Origin of the sequence: Levilactobacillus parabrevis (assembly GCF_044051715.1) — a bacterium.
Lineage (GTDB): Bacteria > Bacillota > Bacilli > Lactobacillales > Lactobacillaceae > Levilactobacillus > Levilactobacillus parabrevis.
On the sequence record NZ_CP168688.1, the window covers coordinates 2,125,804 to 2,142,262 of the forward strand.

The following is a 16,459-nucleotide window of genomic DNA, read 5'->3' on the forward strand; positions in this document are numbered from 1 at the left end:
CGACCATCAATCTCAGTCAGAATCCGAAGAAATCTGGAAATATTTTGACTTTTACCATATTCCCTCCCCTGTTGCACCTCAAGTTCCTAATTGTTCGCTCCTAACCGACCCTTACTTAAGGAACGCCACCATGAGTTATGCCACCGATTCCTTCACAAATTTTCGGTCAAGTCTTAAGCTATCGCCATTCAAGCCATGAGCGGCTTGCGCACAAATTTATAGCGCAAAGGTAAAGCCTTTCACCACCATAACCGTCGACACCAATAACCTTAAATATTAACATTAGAAAATTAATTAGTTACGAAAGCGCTAACAATTAGGCAGTAAGATTGTCATTTAAGGTTGTTTGAAGTAAGCTAGGTTTATGCTAGTATGTGATCGTTAAGGACGACGACTTTCCTTCCACTGGCTTATTTTAGGAGGTCACTACCAATGAAAAAGAAAACCGGCTTCATAATCGGCATCGTGACCGCAATTGTCGCGGTCGGTGCGATTTACGTAGGCCAAGCGTATCACTATTCCTCAGCTAAAGTATTCTTCAAGGATACCGAGATTGCTGGGGTTAATGTCGGCGGCAGTACTGCCGATCAAGCGGCAACGAAACTCAAGTCCGCACTCAAGAATCAAGAATTAACGTTAAAGGATGGCAGTAAGACCGTTGCAACTTTCAAGACCCAAAAGGTTGATTTGAAAGTTACGTCCCAGGCGGCTTTACGGCAGCTAATTGCCAAGCAAAACGTTTGGTCCTGGCCAGTCCACGTCACGACCGCTACGGCGGACAGCATTAAGCTGAATGCCAGCAGCGCCAATCAGGAAAGCGTCAAAGCGTTAGCTGACCATATCGCGACCAAAGCGAATACGACGCGGACGGCTGCCAAGGATGCTTCATTTACCTACAAAGATGGGCAATATGAAGTCACCAAGGAACAAAACGGGAACCAGCTGGATGCGGCTAAGCTAGCAATGTCCATCACCAACGCCATCGAAAAGGGCGAAACCACGGTCAACGTTTCCAAAGATTACCGCAAGCCAGCGGTTACGACTAAGAGTACTAGTTTCAAGACGGCTAAGGAAAAGGCCGTTGCCATTACGAAGGAAAGTTACGTCTACAAGTTAAGTGGTCACAAGATCACCGTCCCTGCCGAAACGTTAGCCAGTTGGTTGACACTCAAGGATGGTAAATTGGCGACTAATACGTCTGCCATCAAGAGCTATCTGACCAAGCTCAGCAGCAAGTATGGCACCATCAACAAGACCCGGACCTTCAAGTCCACCAAGCGGGGAACGGTCAAGGTCAAGGCTGGCCTTTATGGCTGGAGTATCAAGGTCAAGTCTGAGACACCGACCCTCAGCAAGCTGGTCCTAGCTGGCAAAGGGATGTCACGCACCCCCGCCATTCAAGGGAGTGGCTACCACAATAACGGTACCGATATCGGCAACTCTTACGTGGAAGTCGACAAAGTTAACCAGCACATGTGGGTCTATAAGAACGGTAAGCTTGTGGTCTCCACTGCAGTTGTCACCGGCCTGCCAACGACTGCCCACCACACGCCAAGCGGTGTCTGGGTAATTTGGAGCAAGGAACGCAACACCACGTTACGTGGCAAGAACGACAACGGGTCCAATTACGCCTCTAAGGTTAAGTACTGGATGCCTGTCGATGACACCGGCGTTGGGATTCATGATTCGCCTTGGCAACCGCAATACGGTGGCACTTGGTATAAGAGTCACGGGTCACACGGCTGTGTCAACACGCCACCTTCCAAGGTTGGTTCCGTTTATAAAAACGTTAGCGTCGGAACACCCGTCGTTATCTTCTAATGAATTTCTAAAAAAGTCACAACGTACTTTTCACGTGCGTTGTGACTTTTTATGATATTTTTCATAACCCCTTACAGGCCGTCCCTTCTTTAGGAAAACTTTCCCGGTCTTTCACGAAAAAGAGCTACCATTTACGGGGGGAACTATGGTATTATTAAAGGAGATTATTAGAAGTTTCTAATTTTAGGAGGTCACTGCTATGCTGCTAAAATCCCTAGTGAAACCGAAAGAACGGTTAGTTACGGTTCGCGAGGACGTCACCCTGGAACAAGCCCTGAAAGTCTTGGAAGACTCGGGCTATCGGTGTGTGCCGATCCTGGATGAAACCGGACAGATCTTCCGGGGAAATATCTATAAGATGCACATCTATCGCCATAAGTCTCGGGGCGGCGACATGCAGCTCCCGGTGACGTCATTACTGAAGAACGCCACGAAATTCATTTCGGTCAACGCTGCCTTCTTTAACGTCTTCTTCTCCATCAAGGATTTACCTTACATCGCCGTGTTAGATGACCAGAACGCCTTTTACGGTATCCTGACGCATACTCGTTTGATGGACATGCTATCTCAATCTTGGAATGTGAACATTGGGAGTTACGTGATCACCGTTGTCTCAGCCGGTGAACGCGGTGACTTAGCTGGAATGGCTAAGATCATCACGAAGTACACGTCAATTGCCAGTGTCATCAGCCTGGATGCTCAGGAAGGTGAACTGGTTCACCGGACCATGTTCACCCTTCCCGCCGAAGTTGACGAAGAAAAGTTGGACCGGATTGTGAAGGCCCTCGAACGTAAGGAATTCCACGTTCCTGAAATCGAAGACCTACGCCACGAAAGCTAAATCAAACACTATCGAATCGCCCCACCATCCATTGGTGGAGCGATTTTTTTATTACATGGTTGTGAATATGACCGCTCGCCTGCGTCAGACAGGGTTCCACCTGCTGTGGGGACCGCTTCCAGCCAAAGAACGGGCTTCCAGCTCACCTTGAAGCCACGAAAACCACGTGTCTCCAAGATGTCCCGTGCTGTAGGACCGGGAAGAATCACCCGCCCGGCCCAACACCACCGTCACGGCCGGTTCCACCCTGTCTGCCTCCGGCTATACATTGGTATTCTCAACCAATACTTGTCAAAGTCTGTTCAGTAAGACCGGCTAACGTAAACTGCCACTGAACAGCATTCGTAGCCAGCTCACCAGTTACCAACAGCTCCGTTGGCACTACCGCCTCAATATCGAGTTAGCTGCTAACTGAAGTCGGAGGATGCCAGGGTGGAGCGTGCTGTGACGGCGGTGTTGGTTGGCGTTTTTTGCCAACCTACAGCGCGGGACGACCTGCAAGACCCGGAACTTTCGGGGCTTGCAGGCGAGGTCAAAGACCGCTTCTCAGGCTTTGACCGGTCCCCACAGCAAGCGGAACCCTGGCAGCCGCAGGCGACCAGCCACCGTTAACCCGAAAATTGGCAACAAAAAAGCCCAGAACAAAGAGTCCTGAACTTAACTGTCACTAAGATTGCTATGTAGTGCGGGTGTTGCTTCGTTTCCGCTTCTTCTTCGACTTATCCACCAAGCCCACGCTGGTTGCCAGAGCAGCGTCGACCGCTGCCATCGTCTTCACGTCCAAGTGGGTCACCTGGTCCTTTAACCGTTGCTTATCGATTGTTCGAATTTGCTCAAGCAAAATGACGGAATCCCGCTCAATACCGGTTCGATCCGCCGAAATACCGACGTGTGTCGGCATCTTAGGCTTTTCGATCCGGGCGGTGATTGCCGCCACAATTACGGTTGGACTGTAGTGGTTCCCCACGTTGTTTTGGACGATCAGGACGGGACGCATGCCGCCCTGCTCCGAACCAACGACTGGTGATAGGTCGGCGAAGAACACATCACCGCGTTTAACTTCAACACGGGCCATGGGCCGCCATCCCCTATCTACTTATTCTGTTTTGTCTTTTAATGTTGTGTTCTACGAAACTTGGTTAGTCGCCGTTCGGCTTCTTCCTCGCACGGCGTAAAAATTCGAGCAATATCCTGATTGATGAGGGCCATCGCTTGATACCCTGCAATTAACGAAAGTTTATCAGCTGCAGCCGACCGCAATGGTACCAACGCTTGACGCTGGACCCTCTTGGAAATGTGTAACCGTAAAGCTGGTCTGTTTAATTGCTGAGAACGGATCATGATTTTCCTCCTAGGTTGTGAATTCATCTCGACTCATATAGTTTACCACGAATCACCTAACCTGGACACTATAACCCGCCTAAATTAATTTAGATACCGCCGTGGCAACCGACTGGTGAAGCCGCAAGCAATCTCGTAATGAATGGTTCCACAGTAATCAGCCACGTCCTGCAACGTCACCTCAACGCCGTGGTCTTGGCCCACTAGGGTAACCGTTGTGCCCCGCGAATAATCACGGGGTAAGCGAACCATCAATTGGTCCATGCAAACGCGACCGATAATCTCGCAAGCCTGACCATCAATTAACACGTGGAAGCCCTGTAGACGGCGTTCGTAACCATCCGCATAACCAATCGGCACAGTGCCGACCCATTCGTCTTGCTCAGCGGTATAGGTGGCACCGTAGCCAACTGAATCACCAGCCGCGATCTTCTTCGTGAAGACCAACTCACTGGTTAAGCTCAGAGCCGGCTGTAACGCATAGGGTGCTTCGATGGCCGTCCCGGAAGGATTCAAGCCGTAACCGGACACGCCGAACCGAACCATATTGTCGTTACATGCTGCGTGCCACAGACTCGTTGCCGAGTTGGAAACGTGGACGTAGCGGGGCCGGTGGGGCAGATTATCCGTGAGGGCGTGCCATTTAGCCACCTGTTGCTTGAAATAGTGGTCATCCGGGCTATCTGCCGTAGAAAAGTGGGTAAAAATCCCCTCGAAGTCTAACGTTGACTGATGACTCTCTAAAAAGTCAATGGCCGTCGTCAATTCGTCGACTGTCCGGAAACCAATACGCCCCATCCCGGTATCCAAGCCCAGATGAACGTGTAAGGGCTCTGCGGTTGGTTCTGCGAGGGCCAAGTAAGCCTGAGCATCAGTCAACCAGTCCGTCGCCGCAACCGTCGTAGAGATTCTCTCAGCCGCCATTAACGGTGCATCGGCCGGTGAGGTCACCCCTAAAATCAGAATAGGTTCATTAAACCCGGCTGCCCGTAATTCCAAGGCTTCATCCAGAATTGCCACACAGAATCCGGTGGCCCCGGCATCCTTAGCCGCTTGAGCGACCTGAATTGCCCCGTGGCCGTACCCATTAGCCTTGACGACCATAAACAATTCACAGCCCTGATCTAACCGTTCAACCTCCGCGTGAATGTTGTGCCGTAACGCAGCCCGGTCAATGACCAATTGCGTTGGACGGTGTACCCCAACTACCATTACGCTTGCCCTCTTTCTAAGATAACCTGAGTCATGACTACGGTCGCCGTGTGTGAGATTGAAACGTGGGCGCGCCCAGCGAAGGGTTGCCGTAACACAACGGGCCGGCCAGCATCGTTATCCCGAATCTCAATATCTTGAAAACCCACTTTCCGACCAATACCAGTTCCCATGGCCTTGCTGTAGGATTCCTTGGCGGACCAACGTCCAGCGATAAATTCCACTGCGCGTTGTCCACTCAATTCGTGATAATCGGCTAACTCGGCAGGTGTCAAAACGCGTTGCAAAAACTGTGGTTGTTTCGCCACAACGTCCTTGACCCGCGCCAAATCAGTAATATCGATGCCCGTTCCGTAGATCATGATGTCACCTCTCCATAATGTCTAGGTTATATTTTAGCACAGCCGTGCCGAATTGACCCCCACAACTTAACTGGTTAAGCGAAAACATAAACTAATCTAAAGGTGTTGGCGGATTGGCTCTAATGTAAGTTAACTTAAAGCCAACGTGTTCAGGCCGATAATTCCCAGAAATAGCAAACCTTTCGGGGCTTAAACCATTCTAGGGCATTGGCACCACCCCCTTTCGTAGCCTTTTTAGAAACCCTAGCAGTGACCCGCTAACGGCAAAAGTGCCGGTAGACCGCCACCACGACTGGGGAATCCACCGACACTCTTGCAATTTACCTTTTCCTCCAAAGCAACCCTACAGCTGAACGGACTCTCTGATCCGTAGCTGTGCGGCAATCGGACTACGCGTTGGCATAGCATCTGCCGGGAGTACTTCAACCTGCCCACCACGCTGCGAGACTAGCAACGCGAGGTCGTTGTACAAGTTATTCTGCCGACTCAGGGCCGTTGCTGTCATCACGTCACCACTCTCTGTTAAATGACCGGGCTGACTAGCATCGTCTTGAATCCACAGTTTGGCGATTTGCCCCTGCACCGCGGCCGTTGCCAGAGCACCTAGGTCCTGAACGACTTGATTCTGCTGGCGAACCTTGTCGTAGGCGTCCTGGCGAATCTGCGTGGCCTGGACGTGGCGTTGGTCGTTCACGCCGACCGTTAACGCCGCCAGAGTCTGGTTAGCCGCCGCCAAATTTGGGTGCTGCACGACCCGAACGTTGGCGTCCAAGTAAGCATTCTGTGAAAGCTTACGGAAGTTCCCCTGGTCGCTGGCCGCCGCGACAAGAATCAATGGTACTTGGTCAACGTTAGAGAAGTGTTGGCTGACATAGGCATCGACCGCCATGAAATAGTTACGTTGGTCGGCAGATTTGCTAGCATCCAACGTGCCCGTTCCACTGTAGTGCGTGCTGTCTCCAGCGGACCGTTGCCAACGCCCGCGATCGCGGAGTTCACTCCCCAGTGCTTGTTCCAAAGTCGTCGGTGCTTCCACCGGCAGGTTCACCAACTCAGGCCGACCACTGCGAACCTGCGCTAGCTCAAAGCCTTTACCGTCCAGTAATAACAGATCATAATCACTCGTCAGATCCCGCGATTGTAGAATCGGCAGAACATTAGGCTGATAGGTCACGGTAACGGTCGGCATCACCGCCGTGTGCAGCCAGTAGTGATAACTCTCCGTGGCCCCCGCCATAATTAGCAGGCCGCGGGCACTTCCGTTAGTCAGTGGGCCGTGTTCGTACGGCGCAAAGGAATCTTCGTACGCAGACCAGGCACGGTTAGGCGCGACGGTCTCAAGCTGTCGCTTCCCTTCCTTGAGTAAGCTGTTAAATTGCGTCCGGTCAGTAACTGGCACGCCAGTAACAGGTAAGATCATGGTCATGAACGGTCCTGGCTTAGTGGCAAGAGCAGTCGCAGCATGTAAGTCAAAATGATTGGCCATAATTAGTAACCTCCGTGGTTGGTTGTCTAGGGTCGTTTGTTTAGATAAGATTTCTCATATCGTTTCGATAAGAGAATATTACCACGCAAATAATTGAAACGCAATAGCAAATATACTCTCACAAATTGATTTGTGGGGCAATTTGTTCTGCGATGTAATCAAAAAAGCCGTGGTATCAGGCACCAACGGCTTTAAGAATTTTTCGTGATTTTTTTGTTTTTAATTTTAGTGGGGCCGTATCATCCTGATAACAGCCGCATTCACGGCATCTAGCCTAGACCATTTAATGAAGTACACTACTGACTTATCTAGGCGTTTCAACCTGGCCAACATCACCTAGCCTAATCGGCAGACTGCTTCACACTTTACACGATCGCTCGGGATTATACCGAATGGAACTCGTCGTTAATGATGCGTTGAAAAGTACTGACCATAAGAAAAAGCAACTCCCGGTCTGCCTAACCGAGCGTTGCTTCCTTCTAATCAATTATCTTTAATTTAGTCTTTTTTCCGAATGGTGAACCCACGGCCACCTTCAGAACGCCGACCACTGTTGTTACTGCGACGATTACGGTCGCCACCATGGTTGCGTGAATCATGGTTACGGGAGTCATGATTGCGTGAATCATGCCCACCACGTGAACCGCCACGATGTTCGCCACCATTGCCACGTCGGTCTTGACGATGACGGTAGCCACCGCCACCATTGCCGCCGCGACGGTTACCGCCACCGTGGTGATAACCACCGTGACCCTTGCTACCGCGCTTAGGTAATGGCCGTTCTGGCGTAATCTTTACGGGTACTTGACTGCTATCATCCTTAGTCATGTCGTTTAATAACGCAGCAACTAAGTCTTCAGCATCATATTCTGCCAAGAGGCCTTTAGCCACTTCAGCAAACTTTTCAGTATCCGTCTTGTTAACCAAGTCAGCAACTGCTTCTTTAGCAGCACCTAATTGGCTCACAAGTGCTTCTTCATCCGAAGGTGGCTTCAATGGAAGCATACGCACCTTCGTCAGCTTTTCGATTTCACGCAGGTAATCCATTTCGTTAGGCGTTACGAAAGTCATGGAAACCCCATGCTTCCCGGCACGACCGGTACGGCCGACACGGTGAACGTAACTATCTGGATCTTGTGGAATATCGTAGTTGTACACGTGGGTCACATCGTTGATGTCAATCCCACGGGCAGCAACATCAGTCGCAACCAAGATATCCAGCTTACCATGACGGAACTCGTTCATGATTTGCGTCCGACGCTTTTGCGTCAAATCACCATGAATCCCAGCGGCGTTGTAGCCACGGGCTTGTAACCCACTGGAAAGTTCGTCAACCCGACGCTTCGTCCGAGTAAAGACGATAGTCAAATCTGGATTTTGAACGTCGAAGAAACGCGTCATCACGTCAAACTTCTCGAAGTCACGAGAACGGACGTAGAATTGATCGATCAAGTCGGTCGTTAATTCCTTCGCCTTAATCTTCACGTGTTTAGGATCGTGCATGAATTGCACCCCAACCCGCTTGATTTCTGGTGGCATCGTTGCAGAGAAGAGCATCGTTTGACGCTTCTCTGGCAATTGCTTGATGATGTCTTCAATGTCGTCCAAGAAACCCATGTTTAACATTTCATCGGCTTCATCCAGAACTAACATCTGAACATGGTCCAACTTCAAGGTGTGACGACGGATGTGGTCAAGTAAACGACCTGGCGTCCCAACAACGACTTGAGGATGGTTCTTTAATGATTTGATTTGCCGACGGATGTCAGCACCACCGTAAACGACTTGGACGTTTGCCCGTTCGTTACGGCCTAATTTATAAATTTCTTCTTGGGTTTGAATGGCCAGTTCCCGTGTTGGGGAAACAACTAGCGCTTGTACGTTTTCGTTCTTCTTATCAATCTTTTCAAGAATTGGTAAGGCGAATGCCGCAGTCTTCCCTGTCCCGGTTTGGGCTTGTCCAATAACGTCTTGACCAGCCAAAACCATGGGGATTGTCTCGGCTTGAATTGGGGTCGCTTCTTCGTAACCTGCTGTCGTAACAGCCTTCAGTAGGTCTTCAGAAAGACCCAGTTCTTTAAACTTCAAAAATAATTTCCTCCTAATAGGTGCATCGCCTCAGTGCCTCATAAATCTCGGAAAAAATCCGTTTTCCTTGGTGCGATTAATGATTGGCTAAGGCGGGGTAAGTTTGTTTCTCTAAATAAGCAACTAAGCCATCATACAACGGTGAAACAAAATAAGCAACTCCCACGACTTGTGGAAACTGCTTACATGAATTATTATTTTTCTTTAGAATCCTGTAACGCCGCTAATACTTGCTCTAAATGGATCCCGTGAGATCCTTTTAATAAAATCTGATCATCCGCCGTCAAGGTATCTTGAAGCGTTGATGTAAGCGCTGGCAAGGCATCTGCGGCAAAATGAGTCACAGGCAAGTCCGGCATTTCTTGTGCCAAACGCTGTTGTAACGCCACCATGTGGGACCCCACCAAATAGACGTGACTGAGCTTATCAGGATCAATGGCGGTGGCAATATCAGCGTGCATGCTATCTGCTTGCACACCGAGTTCCAGCATATCGCCTAGAACCGCGTACCGCTTACCGACAACTGGGGTTTGCGAGAAGGCCGCTAAGACCTGCTTCACGGCTGTGGGATTGGCGTTGTAAACGTCACTGAGAATATCCTCACCAGCGGCACCCTTGACCCATTCAGCCCGATTCTCAGTCAAATTAACCGTTGCGAGTGCCTTCTGGGCATTCTCTGGCCGAATCCGATAGACATTGGCAACTGACAAGGCTGCCAACGCGTTATTCACGTTATACGTCCCAATCATTGGAATCGTAAAGGGTTTGTCAGGCCAGAGATTAGTCGTAAAACTGGTAGCGGTCGACGTTGCTTCAATGTCAGTCGCAAAGAGATCGGTCGTTTCGCTCTGCCCAAAGGTCCGCTTACGAAGATTCAAATCAGCTGTCCGGTCACGCAGCAATGGTTCGTCACCATTGTAGACGATGATTCCATCCTCACTGAGGCCGTGGGTGATTTCCATCTTGGCATCAGCAATCTTATCCCGGGTCCCAAAGAACTCGATGTGAGCCTCACCAATCATGGTGATGACGGCAACATCGGGCGCCACCAAGTTACTCAGAAAGTCGAGTTGTCCTGGCCGGTCCATCCCCATTTCCACGACCAACATTTCTGTATTGGGTTCCATGGAAAGGACGGTCATTGGGACGCCAATTTCGTTATTGAAATTAGCATGGGTCTTGGTCACGTTGAACTGGGTCGCCAAAATACTGGCAATCATATCCTTAGTCGTGGTCTTCCCGTTGCTCCCGGTAATGGCAACCACCCGAGGATTAATCTTCGTCAAATAGTACTGTGCTAGAGCTTGAAGTGCCTTCAACGAATCGGCAACCTGAATCACGGGGAAACCAGCGGGAGCCGTTGCCAGGTCTCTAGCCCAGAGCGTTGCGGCAGCGCCATGATCGATGGCCGACTGAATAAACTGGTGGCCGTCCTGTTCACCCGTCAGCGGAATAAAGAGGCCTCCGGGTTGGAGGTGCCGACTATCAAACGCCACACTGGTGACGCTGACACTCCGCCATTGTTCAAAATCATTGATTGCCCCAACTGCATGGGCAATTTCAGCAAGCTGCATCTTCATGTTTTATGCTCCTATGTAACGGGCAGAGCGTAACGCCCTTCCGCTTTAAGTTAGTTTCTGGGAAGTTAGTCTGCTTCCCGGTTAACGTCGAAATGAAATACTGAGACTCATTATACCATGAATTCTAGTGGACTAACTTAAAACTCGTCAGAATTTGGTGAACCTCAAATCACAAAACCACCGATAGCCGCTAAGCCATCGGTGGTTCTTACGTCTTCAGATTAAGTCTTTAACATCACTGAATACCTGATTATCATGAATGCTCAACGCCCATTCGCGCGTAGCAAGGTCATAGCGCAGACTAGCCACTTCACGGGAATCGGCATACACCTCTTCTTGCGAATACCAGGTGTTTTGCCGCTCTGGATGAGTAATCGCCCGCACCGGAATCACGTAGATACGGTGTCGTTCGACCAACTGATCAAAGGCAATAATCGTGCCATCCAGCAGTCCTTGCGTGAGTTGCAGCAGGATTTCATGAGGCACATCACTGATGGCCAGTGGCCGGGCAAAGACCCAACGATTATTGTGCATCGCTCGTAAGTGCCGTTTGATACTGACCTCCAACACGTGATCAAAATCCGATAAATTGCGGTAGTACGTCTTGTAAAAACCATCGCGTAACGTTAAATAAGCGTAGTCGTTCTGTAATTTTGCGTAGAACGGTGTCCGAATATGGGTTTCCATATGGGCCAGATAGAGTAGCTCGGCAATCTCACCCGGCAACAAGAAGTCTAAGTCATCACCGTGCGCGTAGTCTAACCACTTCACGGCGCGCTCGTGCTTCGCCAGCATGTAGCGCCGAATCTGTGTCTGCCCCGTGATGGTCTGTAGACGCGTGTGGGGATTAATCTCCACATCGTTCCCAGATTCATCGTTTAATAAAAGGAGCTGATTGGGAATCGCTGGAATCCCGTTTAAAAAATCAGCCGGTGATATCCCTAACGAATAAATCATATTCGTCACGGGTTCTAAACTTAAATACACAAAATTTCCGCGCATAACCTTACACTCTTTCCCCTAGTCTCATTGTTAATTGTACTACGAAACTCACGTAAAAACTGCACCTTTATTTTTACATTTTTTCGAGGCGTGCAATACGATCAGCAATTGGTGGATGGGTCGCGAAAAGGTCACCCAAACGGTGCTTATTCTTGAAGGGATCGCCGATATACAGTGCGGAACTGTTGGGGTCCGCAGCTTCCATCGGTTCGCTGTCGTCAATCTTTCGTAGCGCATTGATCAGGCCTTGTGGATTACGCGTCAGCTCAACGCTAGAAGCATCGGCGAGATATTCGCGGTTTCGAGACAACGCCATTTGTGCAATACTGGCCGCAAGTGGGGCTAGCACAACTAGGACAATTGAAATCACGAGAACAATAACGTTACCGCCTGAGTCGCGGTCATCGTCACGCCGACGGCCGCCACCCCACCACAACCAGTTGCTGGCAAAGTTGACCAGCATTCCGATTGCCGCGGACAGCGCCAACGCAATGGTCTGTAGACGAATATCGTAATTTCGGACATGAGAAATTTCATGGCCAATAACGCCTTCGAGTTCTTCACGATTCAACCGCTGGAGGATCCCGGTCGTCACGGCAACGGCCGCCTTTTCGGGACTATTCCCGGTCGCAAAAGCATTAGGACTGGGATCATCGATGATGAAGACGCGGGGCATGGGAACTTTTCCCACCATCGCCATGTCTTCAATCAGATGCCACAGCTCTGGGGCCTGGCTCACATCGGTAATTTCACGGGCGTGGTTCATGCTCATGACCACGTTAGTCGATTGGCTAATCATGATCAGCATGTAAATGCCCGCCACGACCGCCGCAATCACGGCGCCCGACTGCCAGTTGCTCCAGAAGAGGTACCCCAGTGCGGCGCCGATCAACAGAACCAAGAGGCCAAAGCCAAACATCACGTAGCTGGTGCGCCGCTTATTCATGGCAATTTGGTCATATAACATGTTATCGCCTACTTATCGGATTGATTGAAGTCGTCAAAGTTGACCTTAGGAGTCGTCTTCTCTTCTTCAGGCACCTGCAAGTATTCGCTGGTCTGGAAGTGATGCACTTTGGCGACAATGTTGCTTGGGAACGATTGAATCATCAACGTCAGCTTAGCCACAGAACTGTTATACAGTTGCCGTGAGTAAGCAATCTTGTTCTCGGTGTTGGTCAATTCTTCCATTAATTGGGTGAACTGCGTGTTGGCCTTCAAATCCGGATAGTTTTCGGATAAGGCAAACAGTGACCGCAATGTGGTAGACAGTTGATTGGAAACTTCCATCGTCTGTTGGTGATCATCGGCGGGAATCGCGGTTAATTGATTCCGCAACTCGACCACCTTTTTTAACGTTCCCTGCTCGTAATTGGCATAACCCTTGGTCGTGGAAACCAAGTTCGGAATCAAATCATTCCGCCGTTTCAATTGCACATCAATCTGACTCCAGGATTCCTGCACGTACGTCCGGGTCTTGATCAGACCGTTGTAGGCGCTCACGTACCAAATAACCAAAATGGCTAACACGATAATTAAAATAATCCAGGCCATATCTATCACTCCTTCTCAAAATTTCTGGTACACTCATCATAACAAAGGCTAAAACCAGACTCCAGTAAGTATGCCTGGCTTTACCAATAATTAGGAGGTTTCCCATGCAACACGTGCTCTTTGTTTGCTTAGGTAATATCTGTCGTTCCCCCATGGCTGAAGCTATCTTTAACGATCTGCTCGATCAACATCATCTGACGAACCAATTCGAGGTGGCTTCCGTTGCCACCAGTCCCGAGGAAGAGGGCAATCATCCCCATCCCGGTGCTCTCAAAGCAATGCGGGCCCATGGTCTCGATGCGAGCCAACATCGTTCCCGGCCCATCACAGCAGAAGACTTCGATTGGGCCGACACCATCATCACGATGGATCACGCCAATGTGGCTAACCTACAACGTATGGCCCCCAACGCGGCAGACGCCGCCAAGGTCAAGCTGTGTCTCGACATTCTCCCTGGTCGCGAAGGTGAAGCCATCGACGACCCCTGGTACACGCACAAATTTGAATTAACCTATCAAGAACTTGCGACCGCCCTACCAGCTTGGCTGGACGAACTCGCGTAAACGAAAAGTAATGCCCGCTTTGAACCAGCTAGCGTTGGTGAAGACGGGCATTGCTTTTTTGATTTGTAGATTCCTTGCAGTGTTCAGCAGAGACTAGTTAGCCAAATTAATTCAAGTTTCTTGCGTAATTGGGTCTTGAATCAACGTCCAGCTAATGCGGCTCATGTACTGACCTTGAGCGGCACCACCATCAATATCCAAGAAAATACCTCGATTTGGCTTGTCTCGCCACAACTTGGTAATATCGAAATCCTCATCATCAGAGGCTGTGACATGGTGTTCCAGATTAACACTCCCTTGGGTTAAGCTGTTCTCATTGCCATCCCCATCGACGTATTTCAAGTCACCAGCCAATAGGCCGTCACGTAGGCGCGAGGTTAATGGGGAGGCGCTGGCTTGCAGCGTCCAAGCATCGTTCTTGCCGACCGAGTCATGAACCACAACCGACCAGTTAGTATCGGGTTTTAGTCGCATCTGACGCCCAGTCATATGCTGAGGATTGTCCTTATTAAAGGTGGCAAAAGAACTGACTGACATGCTACGGGCCCCACTTTGTAACGTCACGGTGTATTGCAGACTGTTGGTAGCGCTGAGGTGAGCAGCCGTATCCGCCGCAAACAACTCTAAAATATTGTCATGGCCGTCACCCAATAGATTGCCAGCCGGTATGGTGTAAGTAAAATCATAGGTCCCACGCTTATCGACATCCGTAATTACCTTGGTCTGCAGACTCTCCCCATTGAACCGGGGTTGCAAAGTCAGCGTCTTCCCCGCAATGGCTGTACCATCACTTTTTTTACGATAGTCGATCCGACCCCTGACCGTTACATCTGCCGCTGAAGCCAGTGACTCGTGGCCACGCCGATTATCAGAGCCTGGCAACACGTGATCACCCGTTAGTGACATGGTCATCACGCTGGTATCGTCTTCCCCTGCAACCAGCTGAAAGGCACTGGTCGTTGCTTGCGTGATGGCATTGGTGCCTTCGAAGCTACTGGTCTGACCCGCAATTTCTTCTGGCGTGCTTGCCGTTGCTATCTTACTAGTCGCATACCCCGTAAAGGTGATTGTGGCCCCTGTTGTTTCACCAACGGCTACGTTCTTGGATAAGGATCGCGCCAAGGTTCCGCTGACTGACTGGCCACTGATATCATCGGGATTGATGCTGAAGGTTTCTGTCCCCTTATCAGCAGCGAGTTTGCCATCATCGTAGGTAACTGTTGCCGAGTTGAAAGCAATCCCCGCCGGCAAATGTAACTTACTTTGAATCTTTTGCCAGGAATCACGACCACTCTTATAGTTCAGATGATACTTCAGAACCATTCGATCTCCCGTATAGACTCTGGCTTTAGGATCATCAATAACTTTATTTGCCTGGGACTTATCGACTAGTTGGGCATTGGCATCTACATCGACTAGTCCTGGGACTTTTTCAAAAACGATCAAGTTATTTTCATAACGTGTTCCGGTCGAGCCGGTAAATCCCCAACGAATCTTTTTATCCGCACCCAGATGGAACTTACTGATATCAACCTGAACAGACTGCACTGCCGGATTGTCCAATTTCATTCCAGTTCGTGGATCTTTATCATCAAAGTAATACGTCATTTCCCCAAGAGACGACCCAGCCGATGGCGCTTGCCATTTTAAGGTTAAATGGTGCCACTGCCCATTAGATAAGAATTCACTTTGCTTGGACAGTAAACCTTGATGTGCCATTTTAACATAATAATAAGGCACCTTTTTCGATGATCCAAACCAATTACTCCACGTAGGTCCCAAGTACACCAAGTCGTCACTCTCTCCAACTCGGTAAGTGTTTTTATCTCCAGGATAATTAGAAGCGATGTGCGGATAGCCTGTTCTGTTTTCAACATCAAATTGGGAGGGGAAATTGCCCTTTAGAGATGTCAAATTGTCATCACGATTTCCACCATAAGTATCAAATTCTAGAGCCCAACTATTCTGAATAGCACTTTTCGCCACTGCAGACAAATCTGGTATCAACTTAAAATCAGTCCGTTGATCCATTCCCCATACACCTAAAGTTTCACCTGTAGCTGGGTTACCTGTAATATCGGTGGCTGTCGCAGTAGATTTCCGTTCATCATTTTGCATAACAAACGCCATACCATCACCAGCATGGAAAGGATCATTACCGAAGTACAACCACATTGAGGCCGTTTCGTTTTCTCCTAAGCTCATCCTTGCTTCATCACTTGTCCAAATTGCGCCGAATTGATTAGGTGCACTGGTCAACTGAATAGCATGATTTTCTCCATACTTAGTTGGCACCTTAGTAGCCACGTTTCCTTTAATATTATCAGCACTAAAGTACTCATCAATTGTAATTCCCTTTGGTGCATTCGCGAGAACGGTACCTATATCTTCCTGTTTTGACGCTTGTGCCACCATCTGCCGCTCAAAAATAATGAGCCCTAGCCCAACCGCCATGATTCCCAAAATTATTGATTTAATCCCCAAAATTCTCACTCCTTGTGTTACGAACAATGCCCCTATAATCCTTTAAGATAGCTGTCCTCCGAACATTCTCAATTATGATATCAATCTAAATTAGTGCTTCCACGACATTTTCGCTAGTCAAGTTA

The 16,459-nt window shown here is 49.4% G+C and carries 13 protein-coding genes; 3 read left to right on the top strand and 10 right to left on the bottom strand.

The features are described 5' to 3' along the window. Window positions 1–432: 432 nt before the first annotated feature. Both ACEPSU_RS10060 and cbpA read left to right on the top strand, forming a co-directional pair. Window positions 433–1,821, top strand: coding sequence for a L,D-transpeptidase family protein (locus tag ACEPSU_RS10060; RefSeq protein WP_395321391.1), 1,389 nt, complete (start codon window positions 433–435; stop codon window positions 1,819–1,821). 199 nt (window positions 1,822–2,020) lie between these two features. Next, window positions 2,021–2,662 (top strand): cyclic di-AMP binding protein CbpA, encoded by a 642-nt coding sequence (gene cbpA, locus ACEPSU_RS10065; RefSeq protein WP_020090453.1) that lies wholly within the window; start codon window positions 2,021–2,023, stop codon window positions 2,660–2,662. A gap of 676 nt (window positions 2,663–3,338) precedes the next feature. Here the strand turns inward: cbpA and ACEPSU_RS10070 are convergent. The 9 genes from ACEPSU_RS10070 to ACEPSU_RS10110 all read right to left on the bottom strand — a co-directional run bounded on the left by ACEPSU_RS10070 (window position 3,339) and on the right by ACEPSU_RS10110 (window position 13,287). Then, complete coding sequence (locus ACEPSU_RS10070; protein WP_020090454.1) at window positions 3,339–3,737, bottom strand: type II toxin-antitoxin system PemK/MazF family toxin; 399 nt, start codon at window positions 3,735–3,737, stop codon at window positions 3,339–3,341. A gap of 350 nt (window positions 3,738–4,087) precedes the next feature. Next, window positions 4,088–5,215: an alanine racemase gene (gene alr / locus ACEPSU_RS10075; protein ID WP_395321393.1), complete on the bottom strand. Its 1,128-nt coding sequence runs from the start codon at window positions 5,213–5,215 to the stop codon at window positions 4,088–4,090. Beyond that, a complete protein-coding gene (gene acpS / locus ACEPSU_RS10080; RefSeq protein WP_395321395.1) occupies window positions 5,215–5,577 on the bottom strand; it encodes a holo-ACP synthase in 363 nt (120 codons plus the stop codon). The genes alr and acpS overlap by 1 nt, the downstream gene beginning before the upstream one ends. Before the next feature lie 343 nt (window positions 5,578–5,920). After that, window positions 5,921–7,063, bottom strand: a complete 1,143-nt coding sequence (locus ACEPSU_RS10085) for a hypothetical protein (protein ID WP_395321397.1) — start codon at window positions 7,061–7,063, stop codon at window positions 5,921–5,923. A 498-nt stretch (window positions 7,064–7,561) separates the two neighbouring features. Then, a complete protein-coding gene (locus ACEPSU_RS10090) occupies window positions 7,562–9,151 on the bottom strand; it encodes a DEAD/DEAH box helicase (RefSeq protein WP_020090214.1) in 1,590 nt (529 codons plus the stop codon). 194 nt (window positions 9,152–9,345) lie between these two features. Further along, complete coding sequence (gene murF / locus ACEPSU_RS10095) at window positions 9,346–10,731, bottom strand: UDP-N-acetylmuramoyl-tripeptide--D-alanyl-D-alanine ligase (RefSeq protein ID WP_395321400.1); 1,386 nt, start codon at window positions 10,729–10,731, stop codon at window positions 9,346–9,348. Between the two features lie 216 nt (window positions 10,732–10,947). Beyond that, complete coding sequence (locus ACEPSU_RS10100; RefSeq protein ID WP_395361529.1) at window positions 10,948–11,688, bottom strand: hypothetical protein; 741 nt, start codon at window positions 11,686–11,688, stop codon at window positions 10,948–10,950. Window positions 11,689–11,806: 118 nt separating this feature from the next. Further along, on the bottom strand, window positions 11,807–12,700 hold the full coding sequence (htpX, locus tag ACEPSU_RS10105) for a zinc metalloprotease HtpX (RefSeq protein WP_395321404.1): 894 nt from the start codon (window positions 12,698–12,700) through the stop codon (window positions 11,807–11,809). A gap of 8 nt (window positions 12,701–12,708) precedes the next feature. Beyond that, complete coding sequence (locus tag ACEPSU_RS10110) at window positions 12,709–13,287, bottom strand: LemA family protein (protein WP_020090210.1); 579 nt, start codon at window positions 13,285–13,287, stop codon at window positions 12,709–12,711. Window positions 13,288–13,391: 104 nt separating this feature from the next. Between ACEPSU_RS10110 and ACEPSU_RS10115 the strand changes: the two genes are divergently transcribed. Continuing rightward, on the top strand, window positions 13,392–13,850 hold the full coding sequence (locus ACEPSU_RS10115; protein WP_395321406.1) for a low molecular weight protein-tyrosine-phosphatase: 459 nt from the start codon (window positions 13,392–13,394) through the stop codon (window positions 13,848–13,850). Between the two features lie 111 nt (window positions 13,851–13,961). On the opposite strand, the gene ACEPSU_RS10120 is transcribed toward ACEPSU_RS10115, so the two are convergent. Then, window positions 13,962–16,334, bottom strand: coding sequence for a lectin-like domain-containing protein (locus tag ACEPSU_RS10120; protein WP_395321408.1), 2,373 nt, complete (start codon window positions 16,332–16,334; stop codon window positions 13,962–13,964). Window positions 16,335–16,459 lie beyond the last annotated feature (125 nt).